Origin of the sequence: Micromonospora sp. NPDC049523 (genome assembly GCF_040676775.1) — a bacterium.
In the GTDB taxonomy this organism is placed as follows: domain Bacteria; phylum Actinomycetota; class Actinomycetes; order Mycobacteriales; family Micromonosporaceae; genus Micromonospora_G.
This window is the reverse complement of sequence record NZ_JBFAPP010000008.1, coordinates 77,463-97,582: the sequence shown is the minus strand read 5'-3', so window position 1 is coordinate 97,582 and position 20,120 is coordinate 77,463. Positions and strand designations below refer to the sequence as shown.

The window sequence follows — 20,120 nt, the reverse complement described above, 5'->3', positions numbered from 1 at the left end:
CGACCAATCATGAGCATCCGGGCGGCGGCACCCGCCGTCGTGCGTACCGCCTGTTGGCGCTCACCGCCGTGATGCTCGCCGGACTGCTGCCCGCCACGCAGGCGCAGGCCGCTCCGACGGTCGACGAAATCGAATCGCAGATCGACACCCAGTGGGTGCAGCTCGAACCGACCATCGAGCAGTACAACAAGGTGCACGGTCAGCTTCTGGCAAACCAGAAGAAGTCGGCCGACCTGCAGAAGAAGATCCAGCCGCTGGCGCTACAGGCCAACATGGCGCTCGACCGGGTCGGTGACCTGGCCTCGCGTTACTACAAGACCGGCCCGTCGTCGGACCTGAACGCGCTGATCACGACCGGTACGCCGACCCAGCTCGCGGACCAGCTCACGATCCTGGACCACCTGGCCCGGCAGCAGCAGGAGCAGATCGCGGACGTCACCGCCGCCCGGGACAAGTACGACGGCGAGAAGCGCAAGCTCGACGAGCTGATCGCCCAGCAGAAGAAGCAGGACACCGAACTCGCCGGCAAGCGCAAGCAGATCAACGCCGAGATCGACCGGCTGGAGAAGCTGCGGCTGACCGCGTACGGGTCGAGCAGTGCCGGTGGCGCGTTGCGCAAGGGCCCCTGCCCGGCGACGTACCCCGGTGGTGCCGCCGGCACCGCGGTCAAGACCGCCTGCGCGCAGATCGGCAAGCCGTACGTCTGGGGTTCGACCGGCCCCAACTCGTTCGACTGCTCGGGCCTGACCCAGTACGCCTGGGGCAAGGCCGGGGTGAAGCTCACGCACTTCACCGGTGCACAGTGGAACGAGGGTAAAGCGGTGAGCCGGGCCGACGCCCGAGCCGGCGATCTGGTCTTCTTCTACGGTGATCTGCACCACGTCGGTATGTACGTCGGTAACGGGCTGATGGTGCACTCGCCACGGTCCGGTAAGCCCGTGCAGATGCAGAGCATTGACGTCATGCCGGTCGCCGGGTTCCGCCGTCCGGGCTGACCTGGAGTAATTGCCCAGATTTGCAATGAAGAACCCCTTGCCGACGGCACCCACCGTTAGCAAGGGGTTCTCTTTATGTCGACCACAACACACCCTAAGTAATTGTCTGATATACGGAAAGATCTCACTCCTGCCACGGGTTGCACTTCAATAACAGGCTTCCTACTGTGGGAGATCGTCGGGGCGGCCCCAGTCCACCCAGCCCGGGTGGCACCGGCTCGACACCGCCGAATCGTTTCTGAAACGAACCGGGGACCCAGCACCTCGGGGTGAATCCGCGAATTCTCGTGGTAGGGCGCCACTTCCCGCCCGAACCCGTCAGCTAACCCGGTACGCGGTAACGGAAGAAGGAGCGCCCAACCCCGGTGGCTAGCCATGCCCCGCGGTCGCTGCCCGTCGCGTCGACTCCGGTCGACCCGACGACCATTCGATCGCGTACCCGTTGGCCTGTCCGTACCAGCCTGCTCGCCGCGATCGCCGGCGTAGCCGTTCTCCTGCTCGGTACCACTCCGGCCCATGCCGAGCCTTCGGTCGCCGAGATCGAGAAGCAGATCGACGTGGCCTGGAACCAACTCGAACCGATCATCGAGAAGCACAACGCCACCCGCCAGGACCTGGCCGTCAAGCAGAAGCAGGCCGACGCGCTGGCGAAGAAGATCCAGCCTCTGCAACTCCAGGTCGACATGGCCATGGGCAAGGTCAGCGATATGGCCGTGCGGGCGTACAAGGGCGACAACGCCTCCGCGATCAACGCCATCCTGACCACGGACTCGCCGACGATGCTCGCCGACCAGCTCACCATCCTCGACCAGTTCGCCCGACGCCAGCAGCACGACGTGCAGGCCGTGGTCGACCTCAAGGAGAAGTACGCGGCCCAGAAGGCGCCGCTGGACACCCTGGTCGCCCAACTCACCAAGACCGAAGCCGACCTGGCCGCCAAGAAGAAGCAGATCGACGCCGAGATCGACCGGCTACAGAAGCTGCGGATCAAGGTGTACGGCAACGGTGGCGGCGGCCCGCTCGCCCCGGCCCCGTGCCCGTCCGAGTATCCGGGCGGCGGCGCCGGCATCGCGGTCAAGTACGCCTGCCAGCAGATCGGCAAGCTCTACGTCTGGGGCGCCGCCGGCCCGAACAACTTCGACTGCTCCGGGCTGATGCTCGCCGCCTGGGCCAAGGCCGGGGTGACGCTGCCGCACAACGCCGCCGCGCAGCGCCGGGTGACGGCGTACGTGAAACGCGCCGACCTGCGCCCCGGAGACCTCGTCTTCTACTACGCCGACCTGCACCACGTCGGCATGTACGTGGGCAACGGCTGGGTGGTGCACGCCTCCCAGGCCGGCGAACCGATCAAGATGAAACGCGTCGACGAGGGCACGATCCACAGCTTCGGCCGCCCCGGCTGACCCACTACTGCCCCACCCCGAGACGAATCAGGGCTGGCATCCCCGTACGCGGGGTGCCAGCCCTGTTGTCGTTACTACCGGTTCAGCGGGTCGGCCAGGTGCGCCAGTGCTGCCAGGAACGGCTCGGGGTGGGGCCGCGCTGGCCCTGGTAACGCGAGCCGTAGACGGCCGAGCCGTACGGGTGCTCGGCCGGGGACGAGAGCCGGAAAATGCAGAGCTGGCCGATCTTCATGCCGGGCCAGAGGGTGATCGGCAGGTTGGCCACGTTGGAGAGTTCCAGCGTGACGTGGCCGGAGAAGCCCGGGTCGATGAAACCGGCGGTGGAGTGGGTGAGCAGCCCCAGCCGGCCCAGGCTCGACTTGCCCTCCAGTCGGCCGGCGAGCTGGTCGCCGAGCGAGATGACCTCTAGCGTCGAGGCGAGCACGAACTCGCCGGGGTGCAGCACGAACGGCTCGCCGTCCGGCACGTCCACCACCGAGGTCAGGTCGTCCTGCTGACTCGCCGGGTCGATGTGGGTGTAGAGATGGTTGTTGAAAACCCGGAAGAGCCGATCCAGCCGTACGTCGATGCTCGACGGTTGCACCAGTGCCGGCTCGAACGGGTCGAGCCCGAGGGTGCCCGCCTTGATCTCGATGACCAGGTCGCGGTCGGAGAGCAGCATCCCGACACCTTAGCGAGCCGCCAGGCTCGGGTACGGCGTACCCGTACCCGGAGTGGCGCCCGGCTCACGCGTGTCGCACTACCGCTCTCGAACATGTGTTCGATAGACTCTCCGCATGGCATCCTGGTCCGAATTCGCCGCCGACGCCCCGCGTCTCGCCGAGGCGATCCGCATCCTCCTGCAGCAGTACGGGCCGGGTCTCGGCTACCTGGCGACCGTGCGCGCCGACGGCGGCCCGCGCGTACATCCGGTGTCGCCGGTGATCAACGACGAAGGGCTGTTCTGCTTCGTCGTCGACTCGCCCAAGCGGCGCGACCTCGAACGCGACGGCCGCTACGCGCTGCACTCGTTCCCGCCCGAGGAGAGCGACGACGAGGCGTACGTGGCCGGTCGGGCCCAGGCGGTGACCGACCCGGCGAAGATCGCCCGGCTCGCCGACACGGTACGCGCCGAGCCGCGGGTCGACTGGCGGCTGTTCGAGTTCACCGTCGAGGCAGCCATGCTGGCTCGGCACGGTCGGACCGACGCGATCCCGCTCGCCTACGGCGGCCCGGGCGGCGACCGGCCGGGCGTCCAGGTGTGGCTCGACCCCACCGCCACCCGGCCGCAGGTGAGCCGCCGCGGTCGCCGTACCCGGCGGCACCCCAATCCGTCCGAACTCCGCGGCGGGTCGACGGCCAACGCGGTCGACCAACGCTTCGCCCGTGAGCCGAGGGTGGCGGCAGCGCCCGATCCCGCGGTCTGGGCCTCCTGAAGCGTCCAGGCGCGCCTGAGTGGGCACTTGTAAGACCCGCAGGACGCGACGAGGGCCGGCTCCTCGGGAATGAGCCGGCCCTCGTCGTTCGACTTCGTCACAAAAGAGCGCGATAGGCCTGCCACGCCTTCACCATCCGGCTCACCTGCCCGACGGTGAACCGGTCCATGCAGGAGTCGACCGTGTAGTCCATGAAGTTGTGGATCGGGTCCAACCCCGCCTTGCTGACACACGAGTCCCGACCCGTCGGGCAGCCGAACGCCGGCTCCGCCTCCGCCGGGGTGTCCGCCACCGCGTCGCCCTCGCCCGCGCACCCGTCCTGGAACGTGTGGAACAGATCCAGCCAGTGCCCGACCTCGTGCGTGCCCGTGTCGCCCTCGTTGTACGGCTTCGCCGTACCGCCCGGCAGTGACTCCGAGAGCACAACCACCCCGTCGTACGTGGTCAGCTTCTTCTGCGGAAACGTCGCCCAGCCGAGCAGTTCGTCGCTGAGCGCACCGAGATATAGGTTGAGCGTCTCCGGCCCACCGACCCGGAGCGCCTTTTTCATCTGCGTCTCGGTGATGCTGTCCGCCACGATCGGATACCAGGCCGGGTTGACCACCCGGTTGAGCTTCTTCAGCTTGAACCTGAACGGCGTCACCGCGCTGCCGCCACCACCGGTGAACGCCTCGTTCAACGACTTGAGCTGGGCGTCGATCAGTGCACGCGGAATGTTGCCGCCAGCCCGCGTACGGTCGCGGCTGATCACGTGCACCACCACCGGAATCGTGATCTTCGTCGGTCCGGTGCTGAACGGGGCAACCCCGACCCGCTCGGCGTACGCGGAGTCCAGGTCGCGGTTGCGCAGCGCCGCCCCGGCGGCGCTCAACTCGTTGGGGTCGTGACTGCCCGGCGCGCCGGGTTTGGCCTTGGCAAGCGGGTGCGTGGCCGCCGGTTCCACACAGGGCGCCGCCGGTGATCCGGCCGCGCCGGCGATTGCCGGCGGCGCGACCACCCCCGTTGACCCGAGCAGCAGTACGAGAGCAGTGGACGCCACGCCAGCCGAGCGCAACGACTTCCGGATGCGGTGCAAACCCATGTCCTCACCTCTTCGCCCCACGGAGAGCGACGCTAAACTCACGCGTCGCAAGTTACAGATGTGGCGGACGTTACAGGCCGGGACACTCTTCGCAAACAACACGGATCGGCGTGGTCCCGATCGATCTGCCCGGCGGCCAGGTCGGCACACGCACCCTGCCACCGGGTACGTTGATGCGCTCCGGAGGCGGACCAGGTACAGTGGGCTCCGCTCGCGGGTGTAGTTCAATGGCAGAACATCAGCTTCCCAAGCTGACAGTGAGGGTTCGATTCCCTTCACCCGCTCAGACAACGAAGGCCCAGGTCAGAGGACATTTCCTGACGCTGGGCCTTCGCTATTTCTGATCATCGGTCCGGCGGGATGACCGACGGTAGGACGGTGCCCGAGGCCGGGGGCGACCAGGAGGATCGGGCCGTGGGGTCAGTGGACGACGCGCGACGACGGCACCTGCGACTCGCCTACAAGAACGCCGAGCGAGCGGCCCGGGGCGCGCTGATGCCAATCTCGGAGCAGCAGCTCGGTTCCCTGATCGAGTTCGTGGACGAGCATGTCGTCGCGGAAGGCTGCGGCCATACGATCCGCTTCGCACGGAGGTGGGCCGAGCGGCACTCGGTCGGCTGGAAGCCCCTGGCCGAAGGGTTGGAGGAGTTCGGCGGCTACTGCGACTGCGAGATCGTCATGAACTGTGGACCGGCGGAGGTCTTCGGCCCAGTCGCGGCGGGCGCCGAGCAGGATGTCGTCTAGGTGGCGGACTCGCGCTCGGGGCTGAACAGGTCGTCTTCGACGAGTTGTTCGAGAACCTCGCCGGTGTCGCCCACCAGGACGCTGTACCTGGTCCTGGACAACCAGCCGGTGTCGACCCGGATGACCAGTCCTGCCGCGCCCGGCTTGTGGCCGTCGACCAACTTCGTCAACACCACCTTGTCGCCCTTCTCGTACTCCATAGGGTGACTTTATGGGAGCGCAGAGCAACGGGCTAGTGACTGATTCACCACAATCTCGACGGCGTGTTCACGGCGGGAACGCGTCTGGGTGGACCCCTGGGTGGCTGACCATGACGACGGGGTTCACGACCAGCTTGGCCGCGTCTTTGGCCGAGTTGGCGTCAGTCGTCGAAGACTTCGCGAGCACGGACCCGAAGAAGAGCCTGAGCGGACGACAGTTGCCGGACGACAGGCCTGGGGCGGGCTGTTGCCTTGACGTCGGCGGCAAGGTCTAGCGTGGCTGGAACGGGCTGAAACAGGAGGTCAGCATGCTGATCGGCGAGCTGGCGGAGAACGCCGGCACGAGCACCCGGACGCTTCGCTACTACGAGGAACACGGGCTCGTACGCGCACGGCGTTCCGCCAACGGCTACCGCGTCTACGACGAGGCGGAGCTGCGGGTCGTACGCGAGATCCGGGCCCTGCTCGCCGTCGGCTTCGGCCTCGACGACATCCGTCCGTTCGTCGCCTGCCTACGGGCCGGCAACACGTCCGGGCACGTGTGTCCGGACTCGGTGGCGGTGCTGCGACGCAAGCTCGCCGAGGTCGACGCGTACATCGACCAGCTTGGCGAGGTGCGGCAGCAGTTGCACACCCAGCTCATGCAGGCCATCACGCAACGGGAGGAAACATGCTTCAAGCACAGGCAACCGGAGCGGTAGTCACCGTCACCGACGATACGTTCGCCGAGTTGGTGCTGGCCAGCGACCGACCCGTGGTTGTCGACTTCTGGGCGGAGTGGTGCCCGCCGTGCCGGGCGATCTCGAAGAGCCTCGCCGAGCTGGCCGAGGAGTTCGGTGCCCGGATGGTCGTCGCCACGCTCAACTCCGACGAAAACCCGAACACCACGCGCGCGTACCGGATCCTGTCGCTGCCGACGCTGCTGGTGTTCCGGCACGGTGAGCTGGTCGACTCGACCGTCGGCGCCAGGCCGAAGAGTCACCTGCGGCAGGCCCTGAGCGCACACCTGGAGCCGTGATCGGCCGAGGAATCAGGGCAGTCGGGGGATCGCTCAGGTGAGCAGGGCGCGGATCGCGTGCGCGCGGGCCTCGACGACGCGCATCCGGGCGGTGTGTTCGGCCGGTTCGCGGTGGGTGGCCTGGTTGGTCATCTGGCCGGGCCACTTGCGGTAGAGCAGGCCGGGTTCGGCGATGAACCAACCGGGGCTGATCGCGTTCGCGGCCAGCAGCAGGCCGGTGTCCTCGGAGGCGGGCAGTGCCATCCAGCCGCCGAGGGCGAGCAGCAGTTCGGTCCGCATGCAGAGGGTCGCCGGGTGCACCGGCAGGCCGTAGTCGTTGGCCTGCCAGAAGGCGAGGATGGCACCGGTGTTGAGCGGGCCTTCCGGCGGGTCGTCACCCCAGTCCCGGGTGGAGCCGTCGGCGAGCAGGTCGAGCACCCGGGAGGTGGTCCAACCGACGCCCGGGTTGTCGGTGAGGGTGTTGATGTCCCTGGCCAGCGCGCCGGGTGTGAGCTGGTCGTCGGCGTCGAGCACCTTGACCAACTCGCCCTCGACCCGGGACAGAGCCAGGGTACGGGCGACGCCCGGCCCGCCCGGTCGTCCGCTGCCGGGGCTGATCCGTGGGTCCAGCTCGGGTAGCTGGTCGATCAGCAGCCCGTCCTGCCCGTCCTCCTGCACCAGCCACTGCCAGTCCCAGCCGTCCGGCAACTCCTGCCCGGCCAGCGACTCGTACGCACCGGCGAGGTAGCCGACGCTGGGCCAGTGCACCGGGGTGATCACGGAGATCACCCGGCTCACCGCTGCCACCGCTTCAGTGTGGTCGCGTACGCGAGTTCGGTGCGGTCGCCGGGGAAGACGACGTCGGCGACCTCCACCACCCGTCCGGTGGTGTCGATCGAGGTTTTGCGTACGGCCAGCACCGGGTCGTCGGGGGCGAGGTCGAGCAGGTCCGCCTCGTCGCGGGACGGGGGTCGGGCGCGTACCTCGTCGACGATCCGGTCCAGTTCGACGCCGACGGTGAAGAGCTGGTGCTGGGTGCCGCCGGGCCAGGGCTCGTTGTCGGCGTCCAGCAGAGCCATGTTCGCCTCCGCCAGCTCGTACGGCAGGTAGGAGTGGGAAACCGACAGGGCGGCGCCGCGCTCACGGGAACTGGTCCAGTAGATCCGGCGCAGCAGCGGCGTACCGGTGGGCAGCTCGAACGCGGCGGCCAGGTCCTCGTCGGCGTCGATGCGGTCGTACTCGGCGTGGAAGCGCAGGTCGGCGGTGGGTAGCCCGGTGTCGTGCTCGGTGCCGCCGGTACGCCGTCGCCCCGCCTCGTCGAGCAGTACCCGGTCCTTCTCCCACTGGTACCGCTCGGTGTTGTCCCGCCGTACGCGTGGCGGGTCTGCCTGCCGCTCGCCTGCCGCCGCGTCCGGGAGGTCGCCGCGAGGCTGCTGGTCGGGTCGCGGGGAGCGCGGGTGACGGTTGCGGGCGATCACCCGGCTGACGGTACCCGTCACGAGGCTGGCCCGCCCGCTATGCACGTGCTTCACCCCGTGTCGTCCGATTGGTACGGCTTGCTCGCGCTCTCATGGGACAATCGAAGTTGTCGATATGCGGTACGAATGCGTGATGGCCGAACATGACGATGCCTCACGGTCCGTGCCCGACGTCCTCGTCTTCCGGACGACCCTGCGCCACCGAGGTCGGCCTGCTTCGGCCGGGGCCGGACGTGCTGCGAGCGGAGCTGACCAGGCGGCTGCCCTCCGGGGTGGCTCGTCCGGGTTAGCGGGGGCGACCCGGCCCCGGATGCGTCGTGCTCCCGCCACGCCGGGGGCGTACTCGGGCGTGGGCGTCGTCGTAGGGTGGTGATCATGCGCGTGGGTATCGTGATTCTTCCCGACAAGCGGTGGTCCGAGTCGGAGCGCCGGTGGCGTCAGGCCGAGGCGTGGGGTTTCGACCACGCCTGGACGTACGACCACCTGGGCTGGCGCGACCTGGTCGACGGCCCCTGGTTCGATTCGGTGCCGACGCTCACCGCGGCGGCGATGGTCACCAGCCGGATCAAACTCGGCACCCTGGTCGCCTCCCCCAACTTCCGCCACCCGGTGTACTTCGCCCGCGAGGTGACCGCGCCGGACGACATCTCCGGCGGTCGGGTGCTGCTCGGTCTGGGTTCGGGCGGCATCGGGTTCGACTCCGCCGTGCTCGGCGGCGAGACGCTGCCGCTCCGGCAGCGGGTGGACCGGTTCGCCGAGTTCACCGAGCTGTTGGACCTGATCCTGCGTACGGACCGGGTCGACTGGCGGGGCGAGTGGTTCGCCTCGGTCGACGCCCGCAACAACCCGGGCTGCGTACAGACGCCTCGGGTGCCGTTCGTGGTGGCGGCGAACGGGCCTCGGGCGATGAAGCTGGTGGCCCGCTTCGGGCAGGGCTGGGTGACCACCGGCCTCGGCGGCGACGACATGGCCGCCTGGTGGCGTACGGTGACCGAGCTCAGCGCCCAGCTCGACCGGACCCTCGATGCGGCCGACCGCGACCCGGCGACCCTGGACCGTTACCTCTCGCTGGACTCCGCACCGGTTTTCTCCCTCACCAGCGCCTCCTTCTTTGCCGACGCGGTCGCCCGTGCCGCAGAGCTCGGCTTCACCGACGTGATCACCCACTGGCCCCGCGAGTCGAGCTGGTACGCGGGCGACGAGGCGGTGCTCGAAGAGGTGGCGACGACGTTGCTGCCCGACCTGCGCTGAGCCGGGCTGCCCGCGACAAACGACTGAGACGGGCTGCTCGGGACAAACGACTGAGCCGGGCTGCCCGGGACGATCTCAGATGAGCTGGGCGGCGTAGAGCGCGGCGGCGAGGGCGGCTTGGTCGCCCGTGCCGGCGTGCACGTCGATCACCGCGTCGGCGAGCTTGACCACGTGCTCGTCGCCGTTGCGGCTGGCCCGGTCGAACGTCTCCGCCGCCGAGTCGACCGTGATCGCGGGTGGCGGGAGCGCGGCGCTCGGGGCGTACACGGCGGTGACGGCGGCCGTCGCGGACCAGGCCGCGGTCACGCTCGGCAGCCACTGCGCCGGTTCCAGTTCCGGCAGGGTACGCAGCACCGCGGTCGGCGCGGTCACGGCGTGCACCAGCATCACCGGGTTGGCGTGTGCGTAGCGCAGGAAGTCCAGGCTGGCCTGGTGCACCACCTCGGCGAGGAAGCGCGCCGCGTCGGCCGGGTCGGCGGGTGGGCGCGGCGCCGCGACCGAGGCCGACCATCCGGGTACGTCGGGCAGTTGGGCGAACCGGTCCCGGATGCCCCCGTCCTGGCGTGGGATCCGGGGTAGCCGGTCGAGTGCAGCGCTCACCCCGCTCGTGCCGGTGAGCGGGGCGGCGCCGGGCACCGGTTGCCACCGCGCGGCCCAGTAGGCGAGCGCCTGGCCGAGTTCGGTGACCCGTTCGGGGGTGGTCCGCTCGCGTAGTGCGCGTACGGCGTGGCCGACCCGGATGACGCCGTGGGTGGCGCTGGCCGCGATGCCCGGGAGCAGCCGGGGCCACCAGGTTGCCAGCACGGTACGCCAGGGCGTCTCGTCCATGGTGCGGGCGAAGTGGGCCAGCCAGTCACCGGCGCGTTTCGGGTTGCCGAGTGCGTCCCGCCAGTCGTCGATCGGCTGGATGCCGCGTGGCAGCTCGTCGAGCCGGTCCAGATAGGAGTCAAGCCAGCGGTGTACCCCGGTGCCGTGGCCGTGGCGGACCAGGGCTTCGGCTGCCATCGGTCCGTGGTTGCTCAGCCACCCTTCGAACTCGGGTCCGGTGCGGTGCAGTCGGGCGTATGCCTCGTCGAGGATGTCCACTGTCATGCGTACCAGCGTCGGAGTTGAACCGTGCTTGAAGTCAAGCCCCGGGGTCGTGCCGGTCAGATCGCCAGGTCGCGCCGGTCGAGCAGACTGCGTACGCGTAGTTCGCGGGCGAGTTCGACGGGGCAGTCGGCGACGATCGCGGCGGTGCCGACCGGGGTCGCGCCACGGGCGGAGATCACCTGGTAGAGGGCGCGAACCTGGGCCCCGCTGGCCACCCAGTCGTCGACCACCAGCACTCGGTCGGCCGGGCCGAGGTGCCGGTCCCGTACGCCGAGGGCGAGTTGCCGGCCTCGGTAGTCCGGTGGGGTGGTCGCCCAGGTGGTCGGTTCGGCGATCCGCCGGTCGCCGGTGTTCTTGTACGCGGGTAGGAAGCCCACCCCGAGCGCGGTCGCCACCAGTGGGCCGAGCAGGAGCCCGGTCACCTCGGGGGCGAGTACGACGGTGGGTGACTCGGCCCGGAAGAGGTTGCCCAGTGTTGGTCCGATTTCCAGCAGGGTGTCCGGATCACGCCACCAGCCGGAGATGTCGCTGACGAGGTGGGTGCTGTCCGGGCCGGGATCGATCCAACGGAACAGTTCGGTGAGCCGTTTGCTCAGCTCAGCGGCCATGTCGACCATCCTGGGGTACGGGCACGACCGGCCCAGGGCAGGTCGGCCGATCGGTTACACGTTTCACCGCAAATACGGGCAAAAGCACATGATCACATTGACTCCCGAAGTGCTCCGGTCGCTACCTTCCGACCTTCATCATCGCGTCGTAAGTGGGAAGGACAGGTCGGTGACGGAGAAGCGCCCCCTGGTTCGGATATTCAAGTCGCCGGTCGGCCTCGCCGCCAGTGCCGCGCTGGGCGTGGCGCTCGCCGTCGGTGGCGCGGTCGGTGGCATCCACCTGGCCAGCAGCCCGAGCACGTCGACCGCCTCGGTGACCACCGACGTCGTACCGAGTCTGTCGCCGAGCGGGTTGCCGAGCACATCGCCGACAGCGGCGGCTCCGGTGAAGCCGTCACCCTCCGCGACCTCGGCCTCGCCCGCCGCGGCCAGGACAACCGAGCGGGCCTCGCGCGGCAAGACCCGGGCCGCCACCCCGAAGCCGAGCACGACGAAGAAGCCGAAGCCCGCGGCGACGCCGGTGGTCGGCAGCGGCACCTGCGGCGCCTCCTTCTACGACCAGGGGCAGATGACCGCGAACGGGGAGAACTTCGACCCGAGTTCGCTCACCGCCGCGCACCTCACCCTCGCGTTCAACACCCGGGTACGGGTGATCAACCCCGACAACGGCAAGTCGGTGGTGGTACGGATCAACGACCGAGGTCCGTACGTCGACGGCCGGTGCCTCGACCTCTCCCGGGCGGCGTTCGAGGCGATCGCCTCCACCGACCTCGGCGCGATCACGGTCCGGTACGAGATTCTCGGGTGACCCGCCCCTTGACCAGGTACGTCGTCCCGCGCTTGACCAGCTCTCCGATCGCTGCGTAGCGGTGGCGACGCAGCCGGGCACCGGCCAGGTGGACAGAACCCACTCAGACGAGGGGTCAACTTCGTTCAACAGTGCCCGTGGATCAGGCATGCTGTTCGGCGTACCCATGCAATTCTTGCCGCCGGGCCGCCGCCCGCTGAGTTCTGGTTCCCGCGCCGGTCTCGGCGCGGCCCTCGTGCTGCTCGCGCTCGTCTCCGGGATCGAGGTGGCCGACGGCACCCGGGCCGACCATATCGGACTCCTGGTGGCCGCACCTTTCCTCGCCGCCGCGTTCGCGTCCTGGCGGGTGGTGCTGGGTGTGGGGGCGCTGGCCACCGGGATCGGTGCCGCGTTCACCCTCAGCGCCCAGACGGTCGAACTGGGCAATGTGGTCAACGTGGGCGGCGTGATGGCCTTCATCGGTGTCGCGGCGGCGGTGGCGGTCGTCCGGCAGCGGCAGGCCGAGCAGATCGCCGAGTTGTCCAAGCTTGCCGCCGTGGCCCAGCAGGCCGTGTTGCGTCCGCTCGGGCCGCAGGTCGGCGCGCTCGCGGTCGCCGCCCGTTACATCTCCTCCACCGCCGCCGCCGAGATCGGCGGTGACCTGTACGAGGTGATCGACACCCCCTACGGCGTACGGATGCTGATCGGTGACGTACGCGGCAAGGGGCTCGACGCCGTACGGCTCGCCAGCATCGTGCTCGGTTCCTACCGCCACGTCGCGTACGAGCGGGCCGACCTGCGGGCGATCGTGGCCGACCTGGACCGCGCGGTGGCGCGCAGTGTCGGTGACGAGGACTTCGTCACCGCGGCGCTGGTCGAGGAACGTGGCGGCACGCTGACGATTGTCAACTGTGGTCACCCGGCGCCGCTGCTGCTGCGTCGGGGGAAGGTGATCCCGCTGGAGCCGCCGTCGCCGGCACCGCCGCTGGGCTTCATGCCGGTGGTGCGGCCCCGGGTCGAGCGGCTCGAACCGGGAGACCGGTTGCTGCTGTTCACCGACGGGCTCGGTGAGGCCCGCCGCGACGGGGAGTTCTTCCCGACCGAGGACCGGGCCTGGCAGTTGCTCGGCCACGGAACGGTCGGGGACGGGCTCGCCTCGCTGGAGACCGCGCTGGTCGAGTGGGTGCACGGGCGGCTGGACGACGACATCGCCCTGGTCCTGATGGAGTACGCCGGACCCCGTCCCGTCACCACGGTCGCCGTACCGAGTTGGGAAGTCGGCGCCTCGGACGGCTGAGCCTCGACGTCTGGTTCGGTGCTCCCTGTCGGCAATGTGTCCGCCGTCACTTCCGCTATTGCCTTGTCGAGGCTACCGGTGAGTAATACAGTCGGAGTTACTGGCTGGTAACACCACCTGTTCGGAAGCGGGGCCGCTCACATGACCCACTACAAGAGCAACATCCGGGACCTGGAGTTCAACCTCTTCGAGGTCTTCGGCGCGGATCGGTCGTTCGGTCAGGAGCCGTACTCCGATCTTGACGTCGACACGGCCCGGAGCATCCTCGCCGAGGTCGACCGGTTGGCGCGCGAGGATCTTGCGGCGAGCTACGTCGACAGCGACCGCAACCCGCCGGTGTTCGACCCGGCCACCCACTCCGCGCCGCTGCCCGCCTCCTTCAAGAAGTCGTACGCGTCGCTGATGGAGTCGGAGTTCTGGCGGATGGACCTCCCGCCGGAGCTGGACGGGACCAACGCTCCCCGGGCGCTCTGGTGGTCGTTGGCCGAACTGATCCTCGGCGCGAACGCCCCGATCTGGATGTACGCCTCCGGCCCGTCCTTCGCGCACACGCTCTACGTCGAGGGCACCGAGGAGCAGCGCAAGTGGGCCAAGCTCTTCACCGACAAGCAGTGGGGTTCCTCCATGGTCCTCACCGAGCCGGACGCCGGCTCGGACGTGGGCGCCGGCCGGACCAGGGCGATCCCGCAGCCCGACGGCTCGTGGCACCTGGAGGGCGTCAAGCGCTTCATCACCTCTGGTGAGCACGACCTCACCGACAACATCGTCCACTATGTGCTGGCCCGACCGGTCGGCGTCGAGGGTGTGGGCGGTCCCGGCACCAAGGGCCTCTCGCTGTTCATCGTGCCGAAGTTCCACTTCGACGCCGAGACCGGCGAGCTCGGCGAGCGCAACGGCGTCTTCGCCACCAACGTCGAGCACAAGATGGGGATCAAAGTCTCCAACACCTGCGAGCTGACCTTCGGCGAGCACGGCGTACCGGCCAAGGGTTGGCTGCTCGGCGACGTGCACGACGGCATCCGGCAGATGTTCCTGATCATCGAGTACGCCCGGATGATGGTCGGCACCAAGGCGATTGCCACCCTCTCCACCGGCTACCTCAACGCGCTGGAGTACGCGAAGCAGCGCAAGCAGGGCGCCGACCTGCTCGCCACCGACCGCAACGCACCCCGCGTCACCATCACCCACCACCCGGACGTCCGCCGTTCGCTGATGCTCCAGAAGTCGTACGCGGAAGGGCTGCGCGCCCTGGTCTGCTACACCGCGAGCTGGCAGGACAAGGTGAAGCTGGCCCAGGCGGCCGGCGACGAGGCGGGCGTGAAGCAGGCCAAGCGGGTCAACGACCTGCTGCTGCCGTTGGTGAAGGGCTGCGGTTCGGAGCGGGCGTACGAGCTGCTCAGCCACGAGTCGTTGCAGACCTTCGGTGGTTCGGGCTTCCTCCAGGACTACCCGCTGGAGCAGTACGTCCGCGACGCGAAGATCGACACCTTGTACGAGGGCACCACCGCGATCCAGAGCCTCGACCTCTTCTTCCGCAAGATCGTGAAGGACAACGGCCGGGCGCTGATGGTGGTGGCCAGCGAGATCCAGGAGTTCATCACCGCCGAGGGCGGCAACGGTCAGCTCAAGGAGGAGCGGGTCGCCCTGGGCCGGGCCCTCACCGAGGTGCAGACCATCCTCGCCACGATGACCGGATGGCTGGGCGAGGTGCAGGCCGGCGAGCCGCGCGCGGTGTACAAGGTCGGCCTGAACAGCCGCCGGTTGCTGCTGGCCGTCGGTGACCTCGTGGTCGGCTGGCTGCTCCAGCGGCAGGCCGAGGTGGCCCTGGGTGCCCTGGGCGGCGAGGTGTCCGCGGCGGACAAGTCCTTCTACACCGGCAAGGTTGCGGCGGCCCGCTTCTTCGCCCACGAGGTGCTGCCCCGGATCGGCGCCGACCGACGCGTCGTCGAGTCCACCAATCTCGACCTGATGGACCTGGCCGAGGACGCGTTCTGAACCGTTCGGTAGCGCTAGCGCCCACTGCCTAGCACCGATGTTTTTCGGCGGCCGGCGAGCAAGACTGCTCGTCGGCCGCCGCGTTATGGTGGAAGCGGTGTGACCAGCAGTTTGTTGGGATTTGTCAGCCTAATTTGTCTGTGATTTGTCAGGTTAGCCCAGAAGCCATCGCACGGGGGAGTGCAGCGGACATGGGCGTCGGTAGCGGTATTTTCCTGATCGGACTGGGAGCCATCCTGACGTTCGCCATCAGGGCGAACGTGTGGTGGCTTGACCTACGCGCGGTCGGCTGGGTGTTCATGCTGGCCGGACTGGCCGTCCTGTTGACCACGCTCTGGTACTGGCAGACCAGTAAGAAGAAGGCCCGTACGCTCATCGTCGAAGAGAACCGGCTGTCTCATCCGACGGCGATGATGCCGCCGCCACCGGACCCGCCTCCGCCGCAGGCCCCGCCCTCGTGACGGGTCGCGGCGTACGTCAGCTCCGGGCGGTGTGCGCCGCTTCGACCGGTCCGCGGCTCGGGCTCAGTTGCGCCCACTCCGGCACCGCCAACCGATGTACGGCGATGCCGCTGGTGCGCAGCCCGTCCGGATCGGCGCTCACCGGATCCAGGAGACGGGAAAGGCCGGAAATGCTCGGGTTGTGCCCGATCAGCAGCACCACGGCCGCCGCCGGATCTACCGCGCGGATCAGGTCCAGCAACTCCCTGGCGTCACCTTCGTACACGTCGGGCTCGTAACTCACCACCGGCCCGCCGCCGGCCTCCGTCTCGACCCCGGCCTTCGCGGCCGGGGCCTCCGCCATCGCCAGCGCCACTCCGTGCCAGGTCTGCCGGGTGCGCTTGGCCGGCGAACAGATCACCACCGAGGGCAGATGACCGCCGTGGGCCAGCCAGGCCCCGGCGGCGCCCGCGTCCGCGTACCCCCGGGCGGTGAGCGGACGGTCGAAGTCCGCGATCCTGGCCGGGCGTTCCGCCTTGGCGTGCCGCAGCAGTACGACGCGCTTGGTCATGACGTCTCCTCGCTCCGCTCGTCGTCGTCATGACCTTTATAGCTGTGCCGGTCGGGCGACCTCGCTTCGCGCTCGGTCGCGGCCGTCTCCTCGCTCCGCTCGTCGTCGTCATGACCTTTATAGCCGTGCCGGTCGGGGGACCTCGCTTCGCGCTCGGTCCCGACGTCTCCTCGCTCCGCTGCCTGCTTCCGACCCCGCGGTCGACTTCGGAGAGTGAGATTGATTGGGCGACGAAGCGCCTGGGTAAGTCCTTCGGTGCCGCAACCTCACAGAGTGGCCGCGGCGGGCCGAGTCAGGCCAGCGGATAGCCAAGGAGGGCGACAAAAGTGGGTATCGGTGGAAGTATCTTCCTCATCGCGCTGGGCGCGATCTTTGCGTTCGCGGTGGACGTGGAGCTGGGTTGGCTCGATCTCAGCGTGGTCGGCTGGGTGCTGATGCTCGCCGGCCTGGTGGGCCTGATCATGACCGCGTGGCTCTGGCAGACTCGCCGCCGTCCGGTCGTCACCACCACGGTCGAGGACACCCGGGTCGTACCGGTCCGCGATGACCGGGTAGTCGAGGAGTACCGCGAGGTGCGGCGCCCCGGTCACCCCCTCTGAACCACCCCGGGTAACAGGGTTTCGGGCCGATCCACGGGATGCGGCCCGACCCACCGTACGTAGCCGGCGCGGACCGTCCCCCCACGCGGTCCGCGCCGGTTACCCATGTCCGGGGCCGGCCAGCATCGGCGGCGCGACGCCTCAGGCGTAGAGGGCGAAGTAGATCGCGACGTGGTGACAGATGGCCGCGATCAGCGTGCAGGCGTGGAAGAACTCGTGGTGGCCGAAGACCGTCGGCCACGGGTTGGGGCGGCGCAGGGCGTAGAAGACGGCCCCCACGCTGTACGCGATCCCGCCCGCGATCATCAGCACCAGCGCGGTGACGCCGCCGTACCGCAGGATGTCCGGGAGCACCGCGACGGCGACCCAGCCGAGACCGAGATAGAGCGGGGCGGACACCCAGCGTGGTGCGTGCGGCCAGACGAGTTTGACCGCCACCCCGGCGAGCGCGCCGGCCCAGACGATGGTGAGCAGGATGGTCGCGCTGCGGTTCGGCAGCAGCAGCACGCAGAACGGGGTGTACGTGCCGGCGATGAAGATGAAAATCATCGAGTGGTCGAGCCGGCGCATGACCTGGAAACCACGCTCCGTCCACACCCGACGGTGGTAGAGCGCACTGGTGCCGAAGAGGCCACAGACAGTCACGCTGTAGATCGCACAACTGATCAGCGGCGCCCAGCCGGGCCGGGTGGCGGCGAGCGAGCAGAGCACGACCCCGCAGGCGAGGGCGACGAAGAAGGCGTACGTGTGCAGCCAGCCGCGCATCCGGGGCTTGCCGATGTCGGCCGGTTTGATCCGTGCCGAGGCCGAGGTGGTCACCGCCTCAGGCTACGGCACCGTAAGTTACCTCCGGGTAGTGGATCTCGTCACGTCGGCGTCGTACCGGTCGGTTCACCAGGGTCGTCCGGCAGGATAGGCGGATGCGAATCTGTCCGGTGGGTTCCCGCGCACTGCTGCTCGAATGCGCGGACGGCGCCGAGGTGGAGGACTGGCGGGCTGAACTGTGGCGGCGCCGCGAAGCCGGCGAACTGGTCGCCGTCGACATCGTGCCGGCCGCCCGTACCGTGCTGGTGGACGGCGTACCCGATCCGGAACGCACGGCGGAGCTGATCGCCGGCTGGACAGCGCGACCGGCTGCCGGCAGCGGCAACGGGCCGCTGGTCGAAGTGCCGACCGTGTACGACGGGGAGGACCTGCCCGCCGTCGCCGACCTGTGGCGGGTCGACGTGCCGACGGCGGTGCGGCGGATCAGTGGCACCGAACTGCGGGTCGCCTTCTGCGGCTTCGCCCCCGGCTTCGCCTACCTGAGTGGGCTGCCCGAACCCTGGGCGGTGCCCCGGCTGCCCAGCCCCCGGCCCAGGGTGCCGGCCGGGGCGGTCGCCCTCGCCGGCCCGTACGCCGGGATCTATCCGACCGCGTCGCCCGGCGGCTGGCAACTGGTCGGACGGACCGAACTGACGCTGTTCGACGTACGCCGGGACCCGCCCGCCCGGCTCGTCCCCGGCACCCGGGTACGGCTGGTGCCGGCGTGAGCGGGCCCGCGTTGGTCGAGGTGATCCGGGCCGGCGGCCTCACCACCGTGCAGGACCTCGGCCGACCGGGCTGGGCGCATCTCGGCGTGCCGCGTTCCGGTGCGCTGGACCCGGCCGCCCTGCGGCTGGCGAACCGCTTGGTCGGCAACCCGGAACCGGCGGCCGGGCTGGAAACCACGATGACCGGCTGCACCCTGCGGCTGGTACGCGCGGGCACGCTCGCGGTCACCGGCGCGCCAGCCGTACTGCGGGTCAACGGGCGGGCGGTCGACACCGGAGGGCCTGTCGCCGTACCGGCGGGCGCACTGGTGGAACTCGGCCCGGCCCGGCACGGCGTACGCAGCTACCTGGCCGTGGCGGGCGGGATCGCGGTCGAGCCGGTGCTGGGCAGCCGTGCCACCGACACCCTCTCCGGGCTCGGACCGGCCCCGCTGCGCGACGGCGACACCCTGCCGCTCGGTCCGGTCACCGCCACACCCGCACCGGTGGACTTCCTGCCCGTCGGGGCGCCCCCGGCACAGCTCGACCTGCCGGTCCGGCTCGGCCCCCGGCACGACTGGTTCACCGCCGAGGCCGTACGCACACTGCTCGGCACGGCGTACACGATCGGCACGATGAGCAACCGGGTCGGAGCGCGCCTCGACGGTGCGGCCCTGCCCCGCGCGGTGGCCGGCGAGCTGCCGAGCGAGGGTGTGGTGCTCGGCGCGGTGCAGGTGCCGGCGGACGGACAGCCGTTGATCTTCCTGGCCGACCATCCGACCACTGGCGGTTACCCGGTGATAGCGGTCCTGTACGACGTGCTGCCCCTTGCGCAGGCCCGGCCCGGGACTATCGTGCGGTTCCATGGACCGATCCCACTCCGTTGACCTGGACCGATCCCACTCGATTGACCTGAACGCGGACCTCGGCGAGGGATTCGCGATCTGGCAGCTCGGCGACGACGAGGCGCTGCTCGACGTCGTCACCTCCGCCAACGTCGCCTGCGGCGCCCATGCCGGCGACCCCGGCACCATGCGCCGGGTCTGCATCGCCGCCGCCGAGCGGGGTGTCGCCGTCGGTGCCCAGGTCGGCTACCGGGACCTGGCCGGCTTCGGTCGTCGGCGGATCGACTACGCCTTCGCCGAACTGCGCGACGAGGTGACGTACCAGCTCGGGGCGCTCGACGCGTTCTGCCGGGTGGCCGGCACCCGGATGCGTTACGTCAAGCCGCACGGCGCGCTGTACAACGTCGCGGCGGTCGACCACACGCAGGCGGCGGCGGTGGTGGCCGCGGTCGCCGAGTACGACAACACGCTGCCCGTACTCTGCCTGCCCGGATCGATGCTCGCCGAGCTGGCCCGCGAGGCCGGACTCCGCCCCGTCGCCGAGGGCTTCGCCGACCGGGGTTACCAGCCCGACGGCACGCTGGTTCCGCGTACCGCCCCGGGGGCGCTGGTCACCGCCACCGACCAGGTGGTCGAACGGGCCGTACGGATGGCCGTCGAGCAGGTGGTGGTGGCGGTCGACGGCAGCGTGGTGCCGTGCCCGGTGGAGTCGATCTGCCTGCACGGTGACACGCCGGGGGCGGTGAGCATGGCCCGTCAGGTACGGGCCGCGCTCCTCGCCGCCGACCTCAAGCTCACCCCGTTCACCTGA

24 protein-coding genes, 1 tRNA gene and 1 riboswitch are annotated in these 20,120 nt (G+C 69.5%); of the genes, 16 read left to right on the top strand and 9 right to left on the bottom strand.

From position 1 onward, the window contains the following. Nucleotides 1-71 precede the first annotated feature (71 nt). Together AB0J90_RS14430 and AB0J90_RS14425 are read left to right on the top strand one after the other, a co-directional pair. Complete coding sequence (locus AB0J90_RS14430) at nt 72-995, top strand: NlpC/P60 family protein (protein ID WP_363596251.1); 924 nt, start codon at nt 72-74, stop codon at nt 993-995. A gap of 215 nt (nt 996-1,210) precedes the next feature. Continuing rightward, a riboswitch (cyclic di-AMP (ydaO/yuaA leader) is annotated at nt 1,211-1,347 on the top strand. A gap of 13 nt (nt 1,348-1,360) precedes the next feature. After that, nucleotides 1,361-2,398, top strand: a complete 1,038-nt coding sequence (locus AB0J90_RS14425) for an NlpC/P60 family protein (RefSeq protein WP_363595840.1) — start codon at nt 1,361-1,363, stop codon at nt 2,396-2,398. Nucleotides 2,399-2,480: 82 nt separating this feature from the next. Here the strand turns inward: AB0J90_RS14425 and dcd are convergent, their stop codons facing one another. Beyond that, nucleotides 2,481-3,059 carry a dCTP deaminase gene (gene dcd, locus AB0J90_RS14420; protein ID WP_326561965.1) on the bottom strand — a complete coding sequence of 193 codons (579 nt, stop codon included), beginning with the start codon at nt 3,057-3,059 and terminating at the stop codon, nt 2,481-2,483. A gap of 115 nt (nt 3,060-3,174) precedes the next feature. On the opposite strand from dcd, the gene AB0J90_RS14415 reads away from it, so the two are divergent. Continuing rightward, a complete protein-coding gene (locus tag AB0J90_RS14415) occupies nt 3,175-3,813 on the top strand; it encodes a pyridoxamine 5'-phosphate oxidase family protein (protein WP_363595838.1) in 639 nt (212 codons plus the stop codon). Nucleotides 3,814-3,910: 97 nt separating this feature from the next. Here AB0J90_RS14415 and AB0J90_RS14410 read toward each other — a convergent pair whose 3' ends face one another. Next, nucleotides 3,911-4,894: a zinc metalloprotease gene (locus AB0J90_RS14410; protein ID WP_363595836.1), complete on the bottom strand. Its 984-nt coding sequence runs from the start codon at nt 4,892-4,894 to the stop codon at nt 3,911-3,913. A gap of 213 nt (nt 4,895-5,107) precedes the next feature. Here AB0J90_RS14410 and AB0J90_RS14405 point away from each other — a divergent pair. Beyond that, nucleotides 5,108-5,178: transfer RNA gene (locus AB0J90_RS14405), tRNA-Gly, on the top strand. A gap of 130 nt (nt 5,179-5,308) precedes the next feature. Beyond that, on the top strand, nt 5,309-5,638 hold the full coding sequence (locus AB0J90_RS14400; RefSeq protein WP_363595834.1) for a DUF2695 domain-containing protein: 330 nt from the start codon (nt 5,309-5,311) through the stop codon (nt 5,636-5,638). Here AB0J90_RS14400 and AB0J90_RS14395 read toward each other — a convergent pair. Continuing rightward, nucleotides 5,635-5,838, bottom strand: coding sequence for a hypothetical protein (locus AB0J90_RS14395; protein WP_363595832.1), 204 nt, complete (start codon nt 5,836-5,838; stop codon nt 5,635-5,637). The two genes, AB0J90_RS14400 and AB0J90_RS14395, sit on opposite strands and share 4 nt — an antisense overlap. A 308-nt stretch (nt 5,839-6,146) precedes the next feature. Here AB0J90_RS14395 and AB0J90_RS14390 point away from each other — a divergent pair, with 308 nt between their 5' ends. Further along, nucleotides 6,147-6,539, top strand: coding sequence for a MerR family transcriptional regulator (locus AB0J90_RS14390; RefSeq protein WP_363595830.1), 393 nt, complete (start codon nt 6,147-6,149; stop codon nt 6,537-6,539). Continuing rightward, complete coding sequence (trxA, locus tag AB0J90_RS14385; protein ID WP_363595828.1) at nt 6,509-6,856, top strand: thioredoxin; 348 nt, start codon at nt 6,509-6,511, stop codon at nt 6,854-6,856. Before AB0J90_RS14390 ends, trxA begins: the two co-directional genes overlap by 31 nt. 33 nt (nt 6,857-6,889) lie before the next feature. Here trxA and AB0J90_RS14380 read toward each other — a convergent pair whose 3' ends face one another. Together AB0J90_RS14380 and AB0J90_RS14375 are read right to left on the bottom strand one after the other, a co-directional pair. Further along, a complete protein-coding gene (locus tag AB0J90_RS14380) occupies nt 6,890-7,642 on the bottom strand; it encodes a glycosyltransferase (protein ID WP_363595826.1) in 753 nt (250 codons plus the stop codon). After that, nucleotides 7,630-8,313 carry a UTRA domain-containing protein gene (locus tag AB0J90_RS14375; RefSeq protein ID WP_363595824.1) on the bottom strand — a complete coding sequence of 228 codons (684 nt, stop codon included), beginning with the start codon at nt 8,311-8,313 and terminating at the stop codon, nt 7,630-7,632. Before AB0J90_RS14375 ends, AB0J90_RS14380 begins: the two co-directional genes overlap by 13 nt. 375 nt (nt 8,314-8,688) lie before the next feature. Between AB0J90_RS14375 and AB0J90_RS14370 the strand changes: the two genes are divergently transcribed. Further along, nucleotides 8,689-9,564 carry an LLM class flavin-dependent oxidoreductase gene (locus tag AB0J90_RS14370; RefSeq protein ID WP_363595822.1) on the top strand — a complete coding sequence of 292 codons (876 nt, stop codon included), beginning with the start codon at nt 8,689-8,691 and terminating at the stop codon, nt 9,562-9,564. A gap of 75 nt (nt 9,565-9,639) precedes the next feature. Here the strand turns inward: AB0J90_RS14370 and AB0J90_RS14365 are convergent, their stop codons facing one another. Together AB0J90_RS14365 and AB0J90_RS14360 are read right to left on the bottom strand one after the other, a co-directional pair. Beyond that, nucleotides 9,640-10,656, bottom strand: a complete 1,017-nt coding sequence (locus AB0J90_RS14365) for a hypothetical protein (protein WP_363595820.1) — start codon at nt 10,654-10,656, stop codon at nt 9,640-9,642. Between the two features lie 56 nt (nt 10,657-10,712). Then, nucleotides 10,713-11,264, bottom strand: a complete 552-nt coding sequence (locus AB0J90_RS14360; protein WP_363595818.1) for a phosphoribosyltransferase family protein — start codon at nt 11,262-11,264, stop codon at nt 10,713-10,715. Nucleotides 11,265-11,433: 169 nt separating this feature from the next. On the opposite strand from AB0J90_RS14360, the gene AB0J90_RS14355 reads away from it, so the two are divergent. The 4 genes from AB0J90_RS14355 (at nt 11,434) to AB0J90_RS14340 (ending at nt 15,804) form a co-directional block, all read left to right on the top strand. After that, nucleotides 11,434-12,072, top strand: coding sequence for a septal ring lytic transglycosylase RlpA family protein (locus AB0J90_RS14355; RefSeq protein WP_363595816.1), 639 nt, complete (start codon nt 11,434-11,436; stop codon nt 12,070-12,072). Nucleotides 12,073-12,220: 148 nt separating this feature from the next. Continuing rightward, nucleotides 12,221-13,348: a PP2C family protein-serine/threonine phosphatase gene (locus AB0J90_RS14350; RefSeq protein WP_363595814.1), complete on the top strand. Its 1,128-nt coding sequence runs from the start codon at nt 12,221-12,223 to the stop codon at nt 13,346-13,348. Between the two features lie 141 nt (nt 13,349-13,489). Next, the gene (locus AB0J90_RS14345; protein ID WP_363595812.1) at nt 13,490-15,343 is read left to right on the top strand and encodes an acyl-CoA dehydrogenase; all 1,854 of its coding nucleotides are present in this window, start codon (nt 13,490-13,492) and stop codon (nt 15,341-15,343) included. Nucleotides 15,344-15,534: 191 nt separating this feature from the next. Continuing rightward, complete coding sequence (locus AB0J90_RS14340) at nt 15,535-15,804, top strand: DUF6458 family protein (protein ID WP_326561983.1); 270 nt, start codon at nt 15,535-15,537, stop codon at nt 15,802-15,804. Nucleotides 15,805-15,820: 16 nt separating this feature from the next. On the opposite strand, the gene AB0J90_RS14335 is transcribed toward AB0J90_RS14340, so the two are convergent. Then, the gene (locus AB0J90_RS14335) at nt 15,821-16,354 is read right to left on the bottom strand and encodes a histidine phosphatase family protein (RefSeq protein ID WP_363595810.1); all 534 of its coding nucleotides are present in this window, start codon (nt 16,352-16,354) and stop codon (nt 15,821-15,823) included. A 326-nt stretch (nt 16,355-16,680) separates the two neighbouring features. On the opposite strand from AB0J90_RS14335, the gene AB0J90_RS14330 reads away from it, so the two are divergent. Further along, nucleotides 16,681-16,953, top strand: coding sequence for a DUF6458 family protein (locus AB0J90_RS14330; RefSeq protein WP_326561985.1), 273 nt, complete (start codon nt 16,681-16,683; stop codon nt 16,951-16,953). Nucleotides 16,954-17,094: 141 nt separating this feature from the next. Here the strand turns inward: AB0J90_RS14330 and AB0J90_RS14325 are convergent, their stop codons facing one another. After that, complete coding sequence (locus tag AB0J90_RS14325; RefSeq protein WP_363595808.1) at nt 17,095-17,772, bottom strand: hemolysin III family protein; 678 nt, start codon at nt 17,770-17,772, stop codon at nt 17,095-17,097. A gap of 101 nt (nt 17,773-17,873) precedes the next feature. Here AB0J90_RS14325 and AB0J90_RS14320 point away from each other — a divergent pair, with 101 nt between their 5' ends. The 3 genes from AB0J90_RS14320 to AB0J90_RS14310 are packed head-to-tail and all read left to right on the top strand — an operon-like array spanning nt 17,874 to nt 20,120. After that, nucleotides 17,874-18,485, top strand: a complete 612-nt coding sequence (locus AB0J90_RS14320) for an allophanate hydrolase subunit 1 (RefSeq protein WP_363595806.1) — start codon at nt 17,874-17,876, stop codon at nt 18,483-18,485. Then, complete coding sequence (locus tag AB0J90_RS14315; RefSeq protein WP_363595804.1) at nt 18,482-19,351, top strand: biotin-dependent carboxyltransferase family protein; 870 nt, start codon at nt 18,482-18,484, stop codon at nt 19,349-19,351. The genes AB0J90_RS14320 and AB0J90_RS14315 overlap by 4 nt, the downstream gene beginning before the upstream one ends. A gap of 19 nt (nt 19,352-19,370) precedes the next feature. Then, complete coding sequence (locus tag AB0J90_RS14310) at nt 19,371-20,120, top strand: 5-oxoprolinase subunit PxpA (RefSeq protein WP_363596249.1); 750 nt, start codon at nt 19,371-19,373, stop codon at nt 20,118-20,120.